Below are 15,016 nucleotides of genomic sequence, written 5' to 3' on the forward strand. Positions count from 1 at the left end.
GTTGTTCAAGAACGCCGCTTGGACCGTCTGGTCACGACCGGAGCGAGGCCGAAGAGGACGAGAAGGGCGGTGCTCGGCTCAGGAACGACCGTTAACGTGACCGTCGCTAAGTGAGTCGCGTCGCTCCATGACGGCATCTCGGTCCAAGAGTCGCCCTTGCCGGCCTCGATGCCTCGGTGGAAACCGATCACGTCGTACTCTAAGGGGTTACCAAGGCCCCCGCGAAAGGGCAAATCGATCCCGTTCTGGGTATTGACTTCCGTGCCGGCGTCCCAGACCCGGGATCCGGTGACTTCGAGCGTCCATCCAGCGGCGACGCCGTTCTGATAGAGGTGGAGGTTTCCTGTGGAGGCGCTTTCGCCGATGAAACCGTCGTTCGTCTTGCCGAGCATCGTCGCGAACGAAAAGTGGTCGTGGAAGGCGTCGGCTTCGAAGAACACCGAGCGTGTCTCCATCGAACGCTGGGGCGACGATCCGATGATTCCGAAGGACGTGACACTGCCTCGCGACAGTCCCGCAAGCCGGGCCATCGTACGGGCGTCACCCGCTTCGGCGATGTCCTTGATCCCGGCTGATGCGGCTTCCCCCTCGGTGAAGATGTCCCAGTCGGCGGTGCCCGCCGAAAAGAAGACCGGACTCAGAGGTTGGGGCCCGTGGTTCGTGACCGTGAGTTTGAAAGTGTCCGCGCTCGATGCGACGGCGCAAGCGATGAAAGTGAGTGATGCCAGTCGGCGGAAAGTGTTCATTGTTCACTCCGATCAGGGGCCCAGTGACCCCCACTTCCCAAGAGCGCCGCCTCAAGGTCGAACGTGTCACGGAAGCGCCCGCGAAGCAGAAACTGAGTCCCATTGCCTGTCGGTGTCCGTCGAGGGCGTAGGGTCCACACCGGCCGAACGCGTCGCTTGGACGTTGCATCCACGCCGTGGGGCGGGTGATAATGCACCCGTATGTCAACTAAAGGGATCTTCCGAACGGCAGTGACAGCGTTCCTGAGTGCTCCGCTCGTCGCTGTCGCCTGCCCGTTCTGCGGTCAAGTCCGGAACAGCATCGTCGGCGACGTCATGGACATGGGCAACGGTACCGTCCGGACTTGGGTGCGCCTCGATAAGGACAAGAAGCCCGAGGCGATCGGCATCACGTTCACCGCGACGGCCCTGGAGGGGCTGCCGACGGAAAAGCCCGACAACGGCGAAGACGGCTATGAGTTCACGTTGAAGCTTCCCAAGGAGGCTTCGATGCTACCGTTCGACCATGTGGCCGTCGACTGGAACCCGAAGAGTCACATTCCTGCACCGATCTACACCGTCCCGCACTTCGATTTCCACTTTTACATGATCTCGCCGAAGGACCGGATGAAGATCACCGCGAAGGGCGAAGACCTCAAGAAGTGCCAGACGAAGCCGGACGCTGCTTACCTGCCGAAGGACTTCATGTACGCCCCGGAAAGCGAGATCGCCTTCATGGGATCGCACTGGGTCGACGTCAAGACGCCGGAGCTCCATGGCAGCCCCTTCACCCAGACCTTCATCTATGGGACGTACGACGGCAAAGTCGTCTTCATCGAGCCGATGGTCACGATGGAATACCTGAAGTCAAGTCCTGACGTGTCGATCGACTTGCCCCAGCCCGAAAAGTTCGCGTTCAAGGGCAAGGCCTTTCCGACCAAGTACCACATCGCCTTTGACAAGAAGCGACAAGAGTACATGATCGTGTTCAGCGGCTTTATCAAGCGCTGATCCGACGCCCCGTCCTGAAAGGGGTTCTCAGTATAAAGACCTTGGCTGCGGAGCGGTATGACGGCCGTCATACCGCTCCGGTCGCGGAGACCGTATGCTCCAAACGGCCTTCGTGCCAAGGGACTTAAGGTGAGAAACAGCTTTGCGGCCATCGTCGGCCTACTCGGCACCGTCCTTCTCTTCGCGGCCGGATCAGGCGTCGTTTCGACGCCGGTGAAAGCAGAAGCCAAGGCGGCGACCGCTTCCAACCATCGCAGTGCCGGACAGGACAGCGCGTGCGTCAAGTGTCACGAGAAGACGACGCCAAAGATCGTCACGGACTGGAGGATCAGCAAGCATAGCGGCGTGCCCGTCGACTGCTCCGACTGTCACGGCAGCGAACACAAGACCGTTGCCGACGCCGCCAATGCCAAAATCCCGACTCCGCAGACGTGCGCCAAGTGCCATGGCGAGCAGGTCGAGCAGTTCATGGAGGGCAAGCATTCGAAGGCTTGGACCGTCATGAAAGCCATGCCGACGACGCACTATCAGCCGATGATGCTCACGGAAGGCCTGAAGGGCTGCGGCGGATGCCACAAGATCGGGGTGAAGTCCGAAGCGGACATTAAGGAGATGTCGAAGAGCGGGTCGACGATCTTCGGGCTCTCGAGTTGCGACAGTTGCCACACCCGGCACACGTTCTCGGTCAAGGAGGCCAAGCAGCCGCAGGCCTGCCAGACGTGCCATATGGGGTTCGACCATCCTCAGTGGGAGATGTACTCGGCGAGCAAGCACGGGGTCCGCAACGGCCTCAAACAGAACGGCCAGCTCCCAGAGGACACGGCCGCTCCGACCTGCCAGACCTGCCATATGGACGAAGGCCATCATGGCGTCAAAACCGCTTGGGGCTTCCTCGCCGTCCGGTTGCCGTTACCTGAAGACAAAGAGTGGGCGGCCGACCAAGTCACCATCCTGCAAGGCCTGGGCGTCCTCGATCCCACCGGAAAGCCGACGGCCCGTCTCGATGCCGTGAAGGCGGTCGACGCGGCTCGTCTCACCCAAGAAGAGTGGCAGGTCCAGCGGGACAAGATGATCCGCATCTGCTCGAAATGCCACTCGCAAAACTTTGCGAAGGGCGAACTCGAGAAGGGCGACCGCATGATCCGGGAAGCGGACAAACTGATGGCGGAGGGCGTCAGAATCGTCGCGGGCCTGTACAATGACGGGATCATTCCCAAGCCCGAAAACTACGCGGCCGCATTCCCAGACCTGCTCGCGTTCCACGACTCGCCGACACCGATCGAGCAGAAACTGTGGACGATGTTCCTCGAACACCGCATGCGGACGTTCCAGGGCACGTACCACGCGAACCCCGACTATGCGCTCTGGTACGGATGGAGCGCGATGAAGACGGACATCGTCGAGATCCGGGGGCTCGAAAAGGACATGCGGGAGAAGTCGAAGAAGGGCTAACTGGAAGAAAGTCCCGCCTATGACGGCGGTCATGTCCCGTGGCCCGGCAGAAGTCGATCATGGGACTATGGCCGCCAGTGGCGTTCCCCGTTTCTCACAGGCCAGTCGATGGGCGCAAAACGCCCGATCTGGGTCGTGCGCGAAGGTCGAGGTCTTCAGACCGTTCTTCGTCTGCGGTATCACGACGGTCCTCACCGCCGGGTGCCTGCTCGGAGCCCTCGCGCTGTACGGAATCTCGGTCCAAGGCACCTATCTGGCGAGCGCTTGGACGCCCTACGTCCTCGCCCATGCGAATTCCCAGCTCTACGGCTGGGTCGGGTTCTTCGTCATGGGCTTCTCGCTCCAACTGCACGCACCTAGGGTCTCAAGGGAACGGTTGTTCCATCTCCTTGCATGGGCGACGCTCGGTCTGATGTCTCTCGGCGTCTTGCTCCGGTTTGTGGCCGAACCTCTAGCCCAGGAGGGAGCACCCCGGGCGGTCGCCCTTGGCGTCCTGTCCGGCTGGCTGCAGTTCGCAGCCGTCGGTTTGTTCCTGATCAACACTTCGGTCACCCGGTACCGACCCCGTATCCAGGACGGTACGGCAAGCCTCGCACTCGTCCAGGGCGGCGAAACGCTCGGTCCGAAGAAGCCGATGACGTGGCCGACCCTTTTCGTCTTCTTCTCCCTCGGGTGCCTCTTGGCCGTTTCCGCGGCTGAACCCTTCGTGTTCGCCCTTTCCCACCAACCGGACAAGAGGGCATCTGTCCTCTTTGTCGCCGAGTGGTTCCCGCCGCTTCGTGAGACCCAGTTCCTCGGATTCGTCGCTTCGATGGTGTTCGGTGTCGGCCTGTCCCGGTTCCGTGAGGTCTTCGGAACCGTCGAAGCCCGCCAAGGGCCAGGATTGGCCGGCTTCGTCATGTGGACGGTCGGACTGGTCGCCCGAGACCTTGGATGGCTCAGCGCGTTCCGGAACGGGCTCCAGCCGGGATCGGGCGTGCTCTATGCGCTTGGCGGCACGTTGCTTTGCGTCGGAGCTCTGTTGGTCACCTACTCGGCGGGAGTCTTCGACCCCTTCCGTGGCCCGTTGCGGACCCATAAGTTCTTGCGGGCCGCCTTTGGATGGCTGTTGGTCGCAGGATTCATGATGGTCGTGGAGCCCCTCTATCTTAAGGTCTTGGGGCAGCCGTTCTCCCACGCTTACACCGGCGCCGTGCGACATGCTGTTACGGTCGGCTTCCTTTCTCAGACCATCATCGCGTTCAGTTCCACGATGGTGCCGAACATGGCCGGACTCGACCAGAGGAAACTGTCGCCCCTATGGCCGACGTTCGTCCTCCTGAACGTCGGTAACGCGGCGAGGGTCTTCCTCGAAGTCGGCACGGACTTCGGCCATTGGGCTTTCCGTCCGATGGGTTGGACCGGTTTCGTCGAATTGACCGGGCTCGTGCTTTGGGCCGTTCCCATGCTGTCCTTACTCGTCAAGTTCCGCTCCAAGGCGGTAGCCTTCGGAGTGTGAGGTTTGAGTGAGCGGTCCGGCAGGTGCGCCGGACAAACCGTCGGTAATGGGCGTCGTGGCTTCTTGCTCGGCGCTCGACCCGTTATCGGACACAGAACGGGAGGCGCTGGCAAGAAGCTGCTTCATGTCCTACGCGGGCCGAGGCGAACTGATCTGGCTCGCCGGATCCCCGATCCAGTTCGCGGCCGTGATCGGAAGCGGTTTCATCAAGATGACGAGGACGACGCCACAAGGGAACGAGGTCGCAGTCGAACTTCTCGGACCGGGCCAATGCCTGGGCTTGATGGTGCTCCTCGAAGGACGGACGTATCCTTTGAACGCCGTCGCCGTCACCGACTGCTGGTACCTCAAGGTTCCCTCCCGGGCGTTCCTCGACCTCTATGATGCGAACCCCGGCCTCAGGGACACGATGTTCCGCTCGCTGGCGCCCCGGTTGCGGCGGGCGCACGAAATGATGGCGCGCATGACGTCGGACAAAGTCGAACAGCGGGTTGCGGCGATCCTCTTGATCTTGCTCGACTCGTACGGCCGCGAATCGGACCGAGGCGTCACGCTGACGGTACCGTTGACGCGTCAAGACCTCTCCGAGATGGCGGGAACGACGGTCGAATCGACGATCCGCGTCATGAGCCGTTGGCAGAAGGAGGGCGCCGTTACGACGGACAAGCAGTGGATCACGGTCTTGGACCTGGCGTCCCTTGAGTCGCTTCTGGCCGATTGACGTCGCCATGTGCCGACAACGGGCACTGAGATGCTTCCTGATGCACTTGCGACGGTCGCGAAGGCCCTTGCCTTGACCGTCGTTCGAAGGGACGACTTGGTGCGCCAGGAAAGGTCGATATCATGAAGGCGTGCCGGCAGAAAAGCCAGGCCGCCGCGGACCGAACGTCCGCCCTTCGGCGCCGGCCTGCCTCCGCAAGCGAACGCGGAGCACAAGGCGCGACCCTGAAGGCCGTCGACCCGCCCGATGCCCGGCACGGGAAGGACAAGACAATGACACCTAAGACTCCGAGTTCGACGCTGACTCCGATCGAGCGGTTGAGCAGCCTCATCGAGGACGTGTTCCCCGCATCCACGATGCCGCGCGGAACATGGAACCCGGCGGTGGACATCAAGGAGAACGAGAAGGAATTCGTGATCCAAGCCGAGCTTCCCGGAATGAACAGGGAAGACTTGGACGTGCATCTCACGGGCGACACGCTGGTGATCCAGGGCAAACGCCAAGAGGTCAAAGAGGAGACGTCCGAAGGCTATGTCCGCAGGGAGCGGACGTTCGGCACGTTCTACCGCTCGTTCCGACTCGAAGACAAGGTCGATCCACAGCAGATCGGTGCCGAATACAGAGACGGCGTCCTGAATGTGAGGATCCCGAAGGTCCGGCAGCCGGACCCGCAACGGATCGCGGTCAAATAGACCTGCGGAGCGCCCGTCCGGTACGACGAGAGCGAGAGGCGGCTGCCTCTCGCTCTCGTCGTATCCGTCGGTCGGTCAGACTTAGACGGCTGCGAGCTTCTTCGCTTTTTCGTTGACGTCGTCCAGTCCGCCGCAGTAGAGGAAGGCCTGCTCCGGGATATGGTCGAGGTTGCCCGAACACAGTTCCTTGAACGCGGCCACGGTCTCGTCGATCGTGACGTACCGTCCCGGGTTGCCCGTGAACTGCTCAGCGACGAAGTTCGGCTGGCTCATGAAGCGCTCGATCTTGCGGGCGCGGGCGACGACCGTCTTGTCGTCGTCGGAGAGCTCGTCGATGCCGAGGATCGCGATGATGTCCTGAAGCTCTTTGTAGCGCTGCAGTGTCTGTTGCACCTGTCGGGCCACGGCATAGTGTTCGTCACCGACGACGCGCGGGTCGAGGTTCTTCGACGTCGAGCTGAGCGGGTCGACGGCCGGATAAAGGCCCTTCGAAGCGATCGAACGTTCGAGATAGACGTAGGCGTCAAGGTGGCTGAAGGTCGTGGCGGGAGCGGGGTCGGAGGGGTCGTCGGCCGGGACGTAGACCGCTTGGACCGAGGTGACCGAGCCTTTGTTCGTCGACGTGATGCGCTCCTGAAGGAAGCCCATCTCCGTCGCCAGAGTCGGCTGGTAGCCGACCGCGCTGGGCATACGACCGAGAAGCGCGGACACTTCGGAGCCGGCCTGGACGAAGCGGAAAATGTTGTCGACGAAGATCAAGACGTCGCTTCCGACTTCGTCACGGAAGTACTCCGCCATCGTAAGGGCCGTGAGGGCGACGCGGAGGCGGGCTCCGGGCGGCTCGTTCATCTGGCCGAAGACCATGGCGGTCTTGTCGATGACGCGCTTTGTGGATCCGTCCGTGTCCTTGAAGGTGGTCTCCTTCATTTCGCGCCAGAGGTCGTTCCCTTCACGGGTCCGTTCACCGACGCCTGCGAACATGGAAACGCCCGAGGCCTCGACCGCGATGTTGCGGATGAGTTCCTGGATCAAGACCGTCTTTCCGAGGCCCGCACCGCCGAAGAGCCCGATCTTGCCGCCCTTGTTGAACGGGATCAGAAGGTCGATGACTTTGAGGCCTGTCTGGAGCAGTTCGACCTTGACGCTCTGCTCGGCGAACGACGGCGGCGTCCGGTGGATCGGCAGGGTCTTCGGCGCGTCGACCGGGCCGGCGTTGTCGATCGGCTTGCCGAGGAGGTTGAACACGCGCCCCAGGGTGCACTCGCCGACGGGGACGCTGATCGGCGCTCCGAGGTCGGTGGCGGACAGTCCGCGCAGGAGTCCGTCGGTGCTCGAGAGGGCGACGCAGCGCACCATGTCGTCTCCGAGGTGTTGCGCGACTTCGCAGGTCAGGTCGATGCCGTTCTTCTCGTCCTTGATCTCGATCGCGTTATAGATCTCGGGGAGGTTGTTGGTGGGGAAGCGACAGTCGACGACGGGGCCGGTGACTTGGACGACGGTGCCTGCGGAAGCCATAAGCGGATTGATCCTCTCGAAGGGGGTTCAGGGGCGGATTATACCGTCGGGCCCGCCGAGGCCCGGGAGGACGTCCAGAGCCCTTCAGGGTCGTGCCAGGGCTCTATCGGGCCTCGGGCGAACCCGGGCCCGTCGTCGTGTCGAAACGTGTCAGGATTTCTCCCAGACGGACGAGCGGCCCTCGTTCTCGGATTTGAGCTTGTGAAAGAGGTCGATCAAGAGCGGGACCGTAGAAAGGACGCCGATTACGACCAGGGCCTTGCCCATGTTCCGGCGGCGGCCCGTGGCGATCCGGTCCGCCGTCAGGAACCCTAGACCCGCGCCCAAAAGGCCTCGCGTCACAGCGATGAGTCCGAGTTCGGCCAACGGTACGGTCAAGCTTCTCATGCCTTGAAACGACGCCGGCCGGGCCAAGGGGCGCGGGCCGTCGAGGGCCTCAGCCGACATCCTTTTCGAGGCACACCCATTCGAAGCGCTTGATGAAGCCGAGTCCCTGGTTCAACGCGTACATCGGGTTGCTATCTTCGTTGTCGGTCCAAACGCTCTTGATGCCTTGCCCTTGGGCCCATGTCAAACCCGTTACTTTGAGGGCGGTCGCCAACCCTTGCCGTCGATGGTCGCGCCGCACGCCCGTCAGTCCCGTGCTGCAGACCGAGGGATCGATCTTGTTCGGGAGGAGCTGGGAGATCCCCGCCGGAGTGCCGTCGAGGAGGGCGATGAACAGGGCGTGCTGGTCGACCGAGGGGCTCTGAGTCTCCTTGCGCCAACTCTCGAACGGGGTCTCTTCGAAAGGTTCGGGCAGGGGGACGTCGCTCATGACGTCCATTTCGATCCGCCAAGCTTCGTGCAGCCAACCTTCGGGATCCGTCTTGGCGTAGGCGGCGTAGTCGACGATGTCGTACCGTCGGCGGACGTCGTGCATCAACTTGGCGTAGGGGGCCGGATCGAACGCTTCCACGTCGACCGACGATTCAGGGTTCCGTTGCGTCTCGACGAAGCCGTCCTCCGTGAGCAACGCGAGCTTTTCAGGCTGGTCGCTGCGCTGCCATGTCGAGAGCTTTCGGGCGCCGTCCTCGACGGCCATGGTCATGTGTCGGTCGAGAAGGCGGTGCCAAGACTCGGCGTCGGTCGCGGTGCAGAACAATTCGAACCTGGATTCCGACTTCATCCAGTAGTTCTCGACGGTCGACGCATAGGCGACGTCGGCTCCGTCGATACTCATCAGGGTGCGCCGGGCCCGGACGCTGAGCGGGTGATAACCGATCGATTCTTCTAACTGATCCCCACTGATCGGTCGTTGGAAGAAGTGGAGGTTGCGAAGTCGGGCGGCCGAGTCGTAGTCCGAGGCGGCGGCCAAAGGGCGAAACGTGACGTTTTGAAGTCGTGTGTCCATGAATACTGAAGAGGAGGTCGTGTCGAAAAACGCCCGACCCTTCAGGGCGCCGTCCTCAGCGCAAGGTCGGGGAGGGGACGGGAGCGTTGACGTTCGCCATAGAGGTCGCCTCCTGGGCCCGTGACGGGCCTAAGCACCGATGATACCTGTCACGCACGGCCGGACCGCGAGCCCGGTCGGGCCGGACCTTTCGAAGGCGCGGTCTTGAACCAGAACACGGTCGATTGTCGGCGCAGTGAGGCGCCGCACGGAGTCGGGCCGACGGTCAACGGCAGGTTGACGGTCCCCGGATCCAGCCGCTTGACGCCTGGGCCGTACTCAGACCCTCTCACGACGCTCTGGGCTTCTGGCGGCCAAGTCACTACGACCGGCCTGTGGGTGGCAAGGAACGTGAGGATCGGCACGATCGCCAAAGTCGCGGACATCGTACATCCGGTGACGCGCAAAGCCCGCCCGAAGTTCCAGGACCGGTACGACGCCCCCGTGCCGGGTGGGGACGCATCCTTCAACGTCGTGCCACGTATTCTCCTGAGGGCCCTTAGGTAGACTCGAACGTAGTCCGTTCGGATGCCGGACAGGGCCGGAACACTGCGATGAAACTCAAGACGCCAGGCAAGGTCCTGATCTTCCTCATGGTCCTCGTCGCCGCCGTTTTCGGCACCATGAAGTACCAAGAGACGCAAGGCGGGGCGAAGTCAGGGCCGGGATCGAACACGGCCGGCTTCGGCACCGTCAAGGTCGATGGCGAGCAAGGCATCCTGAACCGTCCGCTCCGTGTCGGGGTCGTCACGTGGCCCGGCTATATGGGCGGCGTGACCGCCAACAACGGGTTCGCCCCCAACAAAGACTGCATCTATTGGCGGAACCACAAACTCCTTGTGGAATTCAAACTGATGGAAGACGTCGACGTCCGCGCCAAAGCGTTCGCTAACGGCGACGTCGACGTCGTCTGGTCCACGGTGGACTTCCTCGCGAACGAAGGCCCCGGCTTCCGAAAGGGCGGGACGCCCGCCAAGGCCGTCATGCAGGTCGACTGGTCGCGCGGCGGCGACGCCATCGTCGTCGACGGCAGCATCAACCGGATCGAAGACCTGCGCGGAAAGAAGATCAGTCTGGCGCTGTTCACGCCGTCGCACTGGCTCCTTGTCTCGATGCTCCGGAACTCGAGCCTCGAAGACGCCGAGCAGACGAAGATCATCAAGAACCTGGTCGGGAAGAACGCGTCGCCTGACGCCCGCGCCGACTTCGTCGCCGGGAAAGTCGACGCGGCCGTCGTATGGGAGCCCGACGTCGCCGAAGCGCTCGCCAAGCGGCCCGGCTCGAAGATCCTCGTTTCGTCCAAGACCGCCGCGAACCTGATCGCCGACCTCATGATCGCGCGGCAGGAGTTCATCGACAAGCATCCGGACGTCATCCGGGCGTTCATCCAAGGTTGGATGGAAGGCACGGAGGACGCCAACAGGAACCTGGACAAGGTCGTCCAGCTGATGATGGACAACATGCCGCTCTATAAAGACCTCGGCCCCGAGACCTCGAGGGACAACGTCACGACCGTCAAGTGGGCCGACCTTGCCGACAACGCCAAGATGTTCGGTCTCGACGGCTCCGAGCCCCTGTTCGACAGGATCTTCAAAGACGCGAGCGACGCCTGGGTCAAGTTCGGCTATATCGGGCAGCGCATGTCTCCGGCCGACGCGAAAAGCGACCAGATGCTGAGGCAGATCTTCGCCTCGATCCCCAGCGCAGAACGGTCCGTGACTCCGAAAGAAGAGTTCCCGGTCTCGAAGCCGCCGACCACCACCGATCATAAGCCCCTCTCGACCAAGCCGATCGCGCTTTACTTCCAAACCGGAAGCTCACAGCTCGACGACAACGCCAAACAACTGCTCGATTCGGTCGCCACGACCGCCCACGAGTTCTCGAACGCCTACATCGGCGTCGAGGGGAACACCGACAACGTCGGGAACGCGGGACAGAACGTCGCGCTCAGCGAAAAGCGCGCCGCCTCCGTCGTCCGTTACCTCGTCGGCAAGTACGGCTTCGACCGCAACAGGTTCATCCCCAAGGGGAACGGCCCGTACAAGCCCGTCGCCGACAACGGCTCGTCCGAAGGCCGCGCCCGCAACCGCCGCACGGACGTCGTCCTGATCAAACGCTGACATGCAGGTCCGGGGGAAGCTCTCACCGCAGTCCGACTTCGCCCTCGGCCTTACGGGGATCTTCGTCGTGGTCGCCGTGTGGTGCGCCATCACCTATTCGGGAGCGGTGAAGCCGCTGTTCCTCCCCTCGCCGACCCTCATCTGGGAGGGCGCGGGCGAGTTCGCGAAGCAAGGATGGTTGGTCGACGCGGTCAAGAACAGCACCGTCCGCGTCCTCTTGAGCCTTCTCCTCGTGACGGCGATCGGAGTCCCCATCGGCGTCTTGATGGGCGCGTTCCCTCAAGTCGACGCCGTCCTCAGGAAGATCGTCAGTGCGGGTAAGAGCGTCCCCACGACGGGCCTCGTCGGCCTCGTCGTCCTGTGGTTCTCGGTGGAGGAGAAGGCGAAGATCGTCTTCCTCTTCCTCGGCGCGATCTTCTACATGATCGTGCTCGTCAAGAACGCCGCCGCCTCCGTGAGAGAGGACTATGTCCGCGTCGCGCTCGACATGGGCGCGAACCAGACGCAAGTCTTGACCAAGGTGCTGGTGCCAGGCGCCTTGCCCCAGATCTGGGAAGCCGTCGCCGTCTGCAACGGCATCATGTGGACGTACATCGTCCTCGCCGAATACATCAACAGCAACGTCGAACAGATCGGCCTCGGCTACCTGCTCAACATCGGGAGCCGGACACAGGACTCGGGCAAGGTCTTCGCCACATTGATCCTGATCGGGCTCGTCTCCACCGCGACCGACTGGATCATGCAGACGGTCAAGAAGAGGTTCTTCGCATGGTAGACCCCCAGTTCGGTCCGGACACCCGACCGCCCGCCATCGACTTCCGCAGCGTCTCCAAGTCCTTCACCGTGAAGAACAACAAGGACACGGAAGTCCTCCACGTCGTCGACGACATGTCCTTCGTCGTCCCCGACAAGCCCGACGGCGAGTTCGTCGCGCTCCTCGGCCCTTCGGGCTGTGGCAAGAGCACGATCCTTGGCATGCTCGCCGGACTGACGAAGCCCGACAAAGGCGAGGTCCACATCTTCGGCAAAAAGGTCGAAGACCTCAGCCCCGACGCCGTCACCGTGCCCCAGTCGTACACCTGCTTCCCGTGGCTCAGCGCGCTCGGCAACGTCGAGTTCGGGCTCAAGCTGAACCCGGCGACGCGCGCGGACGCGACCGAGGTCGCGACGACGTACCTTCAAAAGGTCGGACTCGGCGACCGCCTCCACGCGATGCCCTCCGAACTCTCGGGAGGCATGCAACAGCGGGTGGCGATCGCCCGCGCCCTCGCCGTCAAGCCCAAAGTGCTCCTCATGGACGAGCCGTTCGGCGCCCTCGACGCCAACATCCGGACGGACATGCAAGCCATGCTCCTCAGCCTCTGGGCCGAGGAAAAGAACACGGTGGTGTTCATCACCCACGACATCACGGAAGCCATCCTCCTCGCCGACCGGATCCTCGTCCTTTCGACCAAGCCCGCCCACATCATCCAGGACGTGAACGTCCCCTTCCCGCGGCCAAGGCCGTCGAACGTCGCCTTCGACCCGCACTTCATCGCCCTCAGCCAGTCGCTGCTCGGACTGCTGAAGACGACGCCGGGCACGGGCGGTCAGGTCCGCGTCACGGTCTGAGCGGAGCGGCCCCTACACCCAACCCCGGGTGTGGCACGCTTCGGCGACCCGCTGCACGGAGACCGTGTACGCCGCCAGGCGCGTGTGCATCGAACCGCTCTCGCGCACGCTGTGCACCGAATGGAACGCCTCGGTCATGATCGCGTCCAGCTTGCCGTAGACCTTCGCCCGGTCCCACTTGTCGAGCGCCGCGTTCTGCACCTGCTCCATCCAGGACACCGTCACCCCGCCCGCGTTGCAGAGGAAGTCCGGGATCACGTAGACCCCGCGTTCGTACAGGATCTTGTCGGCTTCCGGGGACGTCGGCCCGTTGGCCAGTTCCGCCGAGACCTGGCACCGCAATCGACCCGCGTTCTCGGCGGTGATCACGTTCTCCAGCGCGCTTGGCAGCAGCACGGTGACGTCCAGCTCCAGCAGCTCTTCGTTCGTGACCGGCGTCGTGCCGGGGAAGCCGACGACCGAACCCGTCGCGTTCTTGTAAGCGACCAAGTCCTTGTAACACAGCCCGTCCGGACTGAAGACGCCTCCTTTCGAGTCGCTCGCCGCGACCACCGTCGTGCCGAACATCTCCTCCAGCAGCCTGTGCGCGTGCTGGCCGGCGTTGCCGTAACCTTGGACCGCGGCCGTCGCCTGGCCGAGGTCGCAACCCGCCGTCGCCGCCCATTCGCGCAGCGTATACATGCCGCCGCGGGCGGTGGCGTCGTCCCGACCGGCGATCCCGCCGACGTTCAACGGCTTGCCCGTGATGACCCCCGACTGGTGCTTGCCGTGGATGGCTTCGTATTCGTCCATCATCCACGCCATGATCTGCGGGTCGGTGTAGACGTCCGGTGCGGGGACGTCGCGCTCCGGGCCGACGACGTTGCTGATCTGTCGGATGAAGCCGCGCGCGAGGCGCTCTTTCTCGCCCGCCGACATCGCCTTGGGGTCGCAGACCACGCCGCCTTTTCCGCCCCCGAGCGGGATGTCGACCGCGGCCGTCTTCCACGTCATCCACGCGGCGAGGGCGCGGACGGTGTCGACCGTCTCTTCCGGATGCCAACGGATCCCGCCCTTGGCCGGCCCGCGCGCGTCGTTGTACTGGACGCGGAAGCCTTGGAAGGTCTTGACCCGGCCGTCGTCCATCCGGACGGGGATGCGCACCCAGTATTCGCGCATCGGCCACCGGAGGAATTCGTGGGTGGAGGGGTCGAGGTTGAGACGCGCAGCAGCCTCATCGAGTTGCGCTTGCGCCGTTGCAAACGGGTTCGACATACGCCCCGGTTTTACCCCTGTCGCGCGGCCGGTGAACGTGGGGTTTTTGGGAAGCTTTGGGGGAGTTCGGGGGTTCGGACGGATCGAATTGGTTCGGGGGTTCGGGTTGCTCCGGTGGTTCGGGTGTGCATGAGGTCCTCCCCTGATTGCGGATGCCTTGTGCCGCCATCGGGGGAGGTGCCCGCAGGGCGGAGGGGGTAGAGGGGGCATTCGGACATCCGAGTGGTACGGCCGTTCGGACAATTCAGCGTGCATGAGGTCCTCCCCTGATCGCGGATGGTTCGTGCCGCCATCGGGGGAGGTGCCCGCAGGGCGGAGCGGGTAGAGGGGACCGTTCGGACATACGAGTGGTACGGCCGTTCGGACAAATCAGCGTGCATGAGGTCCTCCCCTGATCGCGGATGGCTTGTGCCGCCATCGGGGGAGGTGCCCGTAGGGCGGAGGGGGTTCCCCCTGAGACGCGCCCCCTCCGTCAAGCGGCACGATCCCTCCGCTTGCCACCTCCCCCGCTGTCCCGCACGGGCATCGGGAAAGCAGGGGAGGACCTTGTTCGGGACGACTCTTAGCAGATCCTCCTGATCGCGGAGCGTCCGTGACGCCATCGGACAACGTCCCGCCCCCGCTCCCCCGTCGTCCCGAGCGGAGCCGAGGGACCTCCCTCTTGACCGTCGACGCCCCACCACCGCTCTCACGTCGTCCCGAGCGAAGCCGAGGGACCTCCCTCCCGACCACCGACAGCCCACCCCCGCTCCCACGCCGTCCCGAGCGGAGCCGGGGGACCTCCCTTCCGACGTACAACGTCCCGCCTCTGCTCGCACGTCATCCCGAGCGAAGCCGAGGGGCCACCTTCCCGACCTCCGACAGCCCACCCCCACTCTCCCGTCGTCCCAAGCAGAGCCGCAGGCCCTCCCTCCCGACCGCCGACCCCCCGCCCCTGCTCGCACGTCATCCCGAGCGGGGCCGAGGGACCTCCCTTCCGACGGAC

Annotated in this window: 14 protein-coding genes; 8 read left to right on the forward strand and 6 right to left on the reverse strand. The window is 63.7% G+C overall.

The genetic code is table 11. The features are described from left to right. Positions 1–5: 5 nt before the first annotated feature. The gene (locus JST30_05560; GenBank protein MBS1713786.1) at positions 6–746 is read right to left on the reverse strand and encodes a spondin domain-containing protein; all 741 of its coding nucleotides are present in this window, start codon (positions 744–746) and stop codon (positions 6–8) included. Between the two features lie 201 nt (positions 747–947). Here JST30_05560 and JST30_05565 point away from each other — a divergent pair, with 201 nt between their 5' ends. From JST30_05565 to JST30_05585, 5 genes are all read left to right on the forward strand, one after another. Further along, entirely contained in the window at positions 948–1,736 is a 789-nt protein-coding gene (locus JST30_05565) for a DUF5602 domain-containing protein (protein MBS1713787.1), read from the forward strand. 57 nt (positions 1,737–1,793) lie between these two features. Continuing rightward, positions 1,794–3,188 carry a cytochrome C gene (locus JST30_05570; GenBank protein MBS1713788.1) on the forward strand — a complete coding sequence of 465 codons (1,395 nt, stop codon included), beginning with the start codon at positions 1,794–1,796 and terminating at the stop codon, positions 3,186–3,188. A gap of 67 nt (positions 3,189–3,255) precedes the next feature. Next, positions 3,256–4,686, forward strand: a complete 1,431-nt coding sequence (locus JST30_05575) for a hypothetical protein (GenBank protein ID MBS1713789.1) — start codon at positions 3,256–3,258, stop codon at positions 4,684–4,686. Between the two features lie 124 nt (positions 4,687–4,810). Next, entirely contained in the window at positions 4,811–5,407 is a 597-nt protein-coding gene (locus JST30_05580) for a Crp/Fnr family transcriptional regulator (GenBank protein ID MBS1713790.1), read from the forward strand. Between the two features lie 272 nt (positions 5,408–5,679). Next, positions 5,680–6,099 carry an Hsp20/alpha crystallin family protein gene (locus JST30_05585; protein ID MBS1713791.1) on the forward strand — a complete coding sequence of 140 codons (420 nt, stop codon included), beginning with the start codon at positions 5,680–5,682 and terminating at the stop codon, positions 6,097–6,099. 81 nt (positions 6,100–6,180) lie between these two features. On the opposite strand, the gene atpD is transcribed toward JST30_05585, so the two are convergent. The 4 genes from atpD to JST30_05605 form a co-directional block, all read right to left on the reverse strand. After that, positions 6,181–7,614 (reverse strand): F0F1 ATP synthase subunit beta, encoded by a 1,434-nt coding sequence (gene atpD / locus JST30_05590; protein MBS1713792.1) that lies wholly within the window; start codon positions 7,612–7,614, stop codon positions 6,181–6,183. Between the two features lie 150 nt (positions 7,615–7,764). After that, entirely contained in the window at positions 7,765–8,001 is a 237-nt protein-coding gene (locus JST30_05595) for a hypothetical protein (GenBank protein MBS1713793.1), read from the reverse strand. 49 nt (positions 8,002–8,050) lie between these two features. Then, the gene (locus tag JST30_05600; protein MBS1713794.1) at positions 8,051–9,007 is read right to left on the reverse strand and encodes a GNAT family N-acetyltransferase; all 957 of its coding nucleotides are present in this window, start codon (positions 9,005–9,007) and stop codon (positions 8,051–8,053) included. A 149-nt stretch (positions 9,008–9,156) separates the two neighbouring features. Continuing rightward, the gene (locus JST30_05605) at positions 9,157–9,432 is read right to left on the reverse strand and encodes a hypothetical protein (protein ID MBS1713795.1); all 276 of its coding nucleotides are present in this window, start codon (positions 9,430–9,432) and stop codon (positions 9,157–9,159) included. 168 nt (positions 9,433–9,600) lie between these two features. Here JST30_05605 and JST30_05610 point away from each other — a divergent pair, with 168 nt between their 5' ends. Genes JST30_05610 through JST30_05620 form a run of 3 tightly spaced genes read left to right on the forward strand, consistent with a single transcriptional unit; the run spans position 9,601 to position 12,777 of the window. Next, complete coding sequence (locus tag JST30_05610) at positions 9,601–11,166, forward strand: OmpA family protein (GenBank protein MBS1713796.1); 1,566 nt, start codon at positions 9,601–9,603, stop codon at positions 11,164–11,166. Between the two features lies 1 nt (position 11,167). Then, positions 11,168–11,941: an ABC transporter permease subunit gene (locus JST30_05615; protein ID MBS1713797.1), complete on the forward strand. Its 774-nt coding sequence runs from the start codon at positions 11,168–11,170 to the stop codon at positions 11,939–11,941. After that, the gene (locus JST30_05620; GenBank protein MBS1713798.1) at positions 11,935–12,777 is read left to right on the forward strand and encodes an ABC transporter ATP-binding protein; all 843 of its coding nucleotides are present in this window, start codon (positions 11,935–11,937) and stop codon (positions 12,775–12,777) included. The genes JST30_05615 and JST30_05620 overlap by 7 nt, the downstream gene beginning before the upstream one ends. Before the next feature lie 12 nt (positions 12,778–12,789). On the opposite strand, the gene JST30_05625 is transcribed toward JST30_05620, so the two are convergent. Then, on the reverse strand, positions 12,790–14,031 hold the full coding sequence (locus JST30_05625) for a Glu/Leu/Phe/Val dehydrogenase (GenBank protein ID MBS1713799.1): 1,242 nt from the start codon (positions 14,029–14,031) through the stop codon (positions 12,790–12,792). Positions 14,032–15,016: the final 985 nt, after the last annotated feature.

This window comes from Armatimonadota bacterium, assembly GCA_018268395.1.
GTDB lineage: Bacteria > Armatimonadota > Fimbriimonadia > Fimbriimonadales > Fimbriimonadaceae > JAEURO01.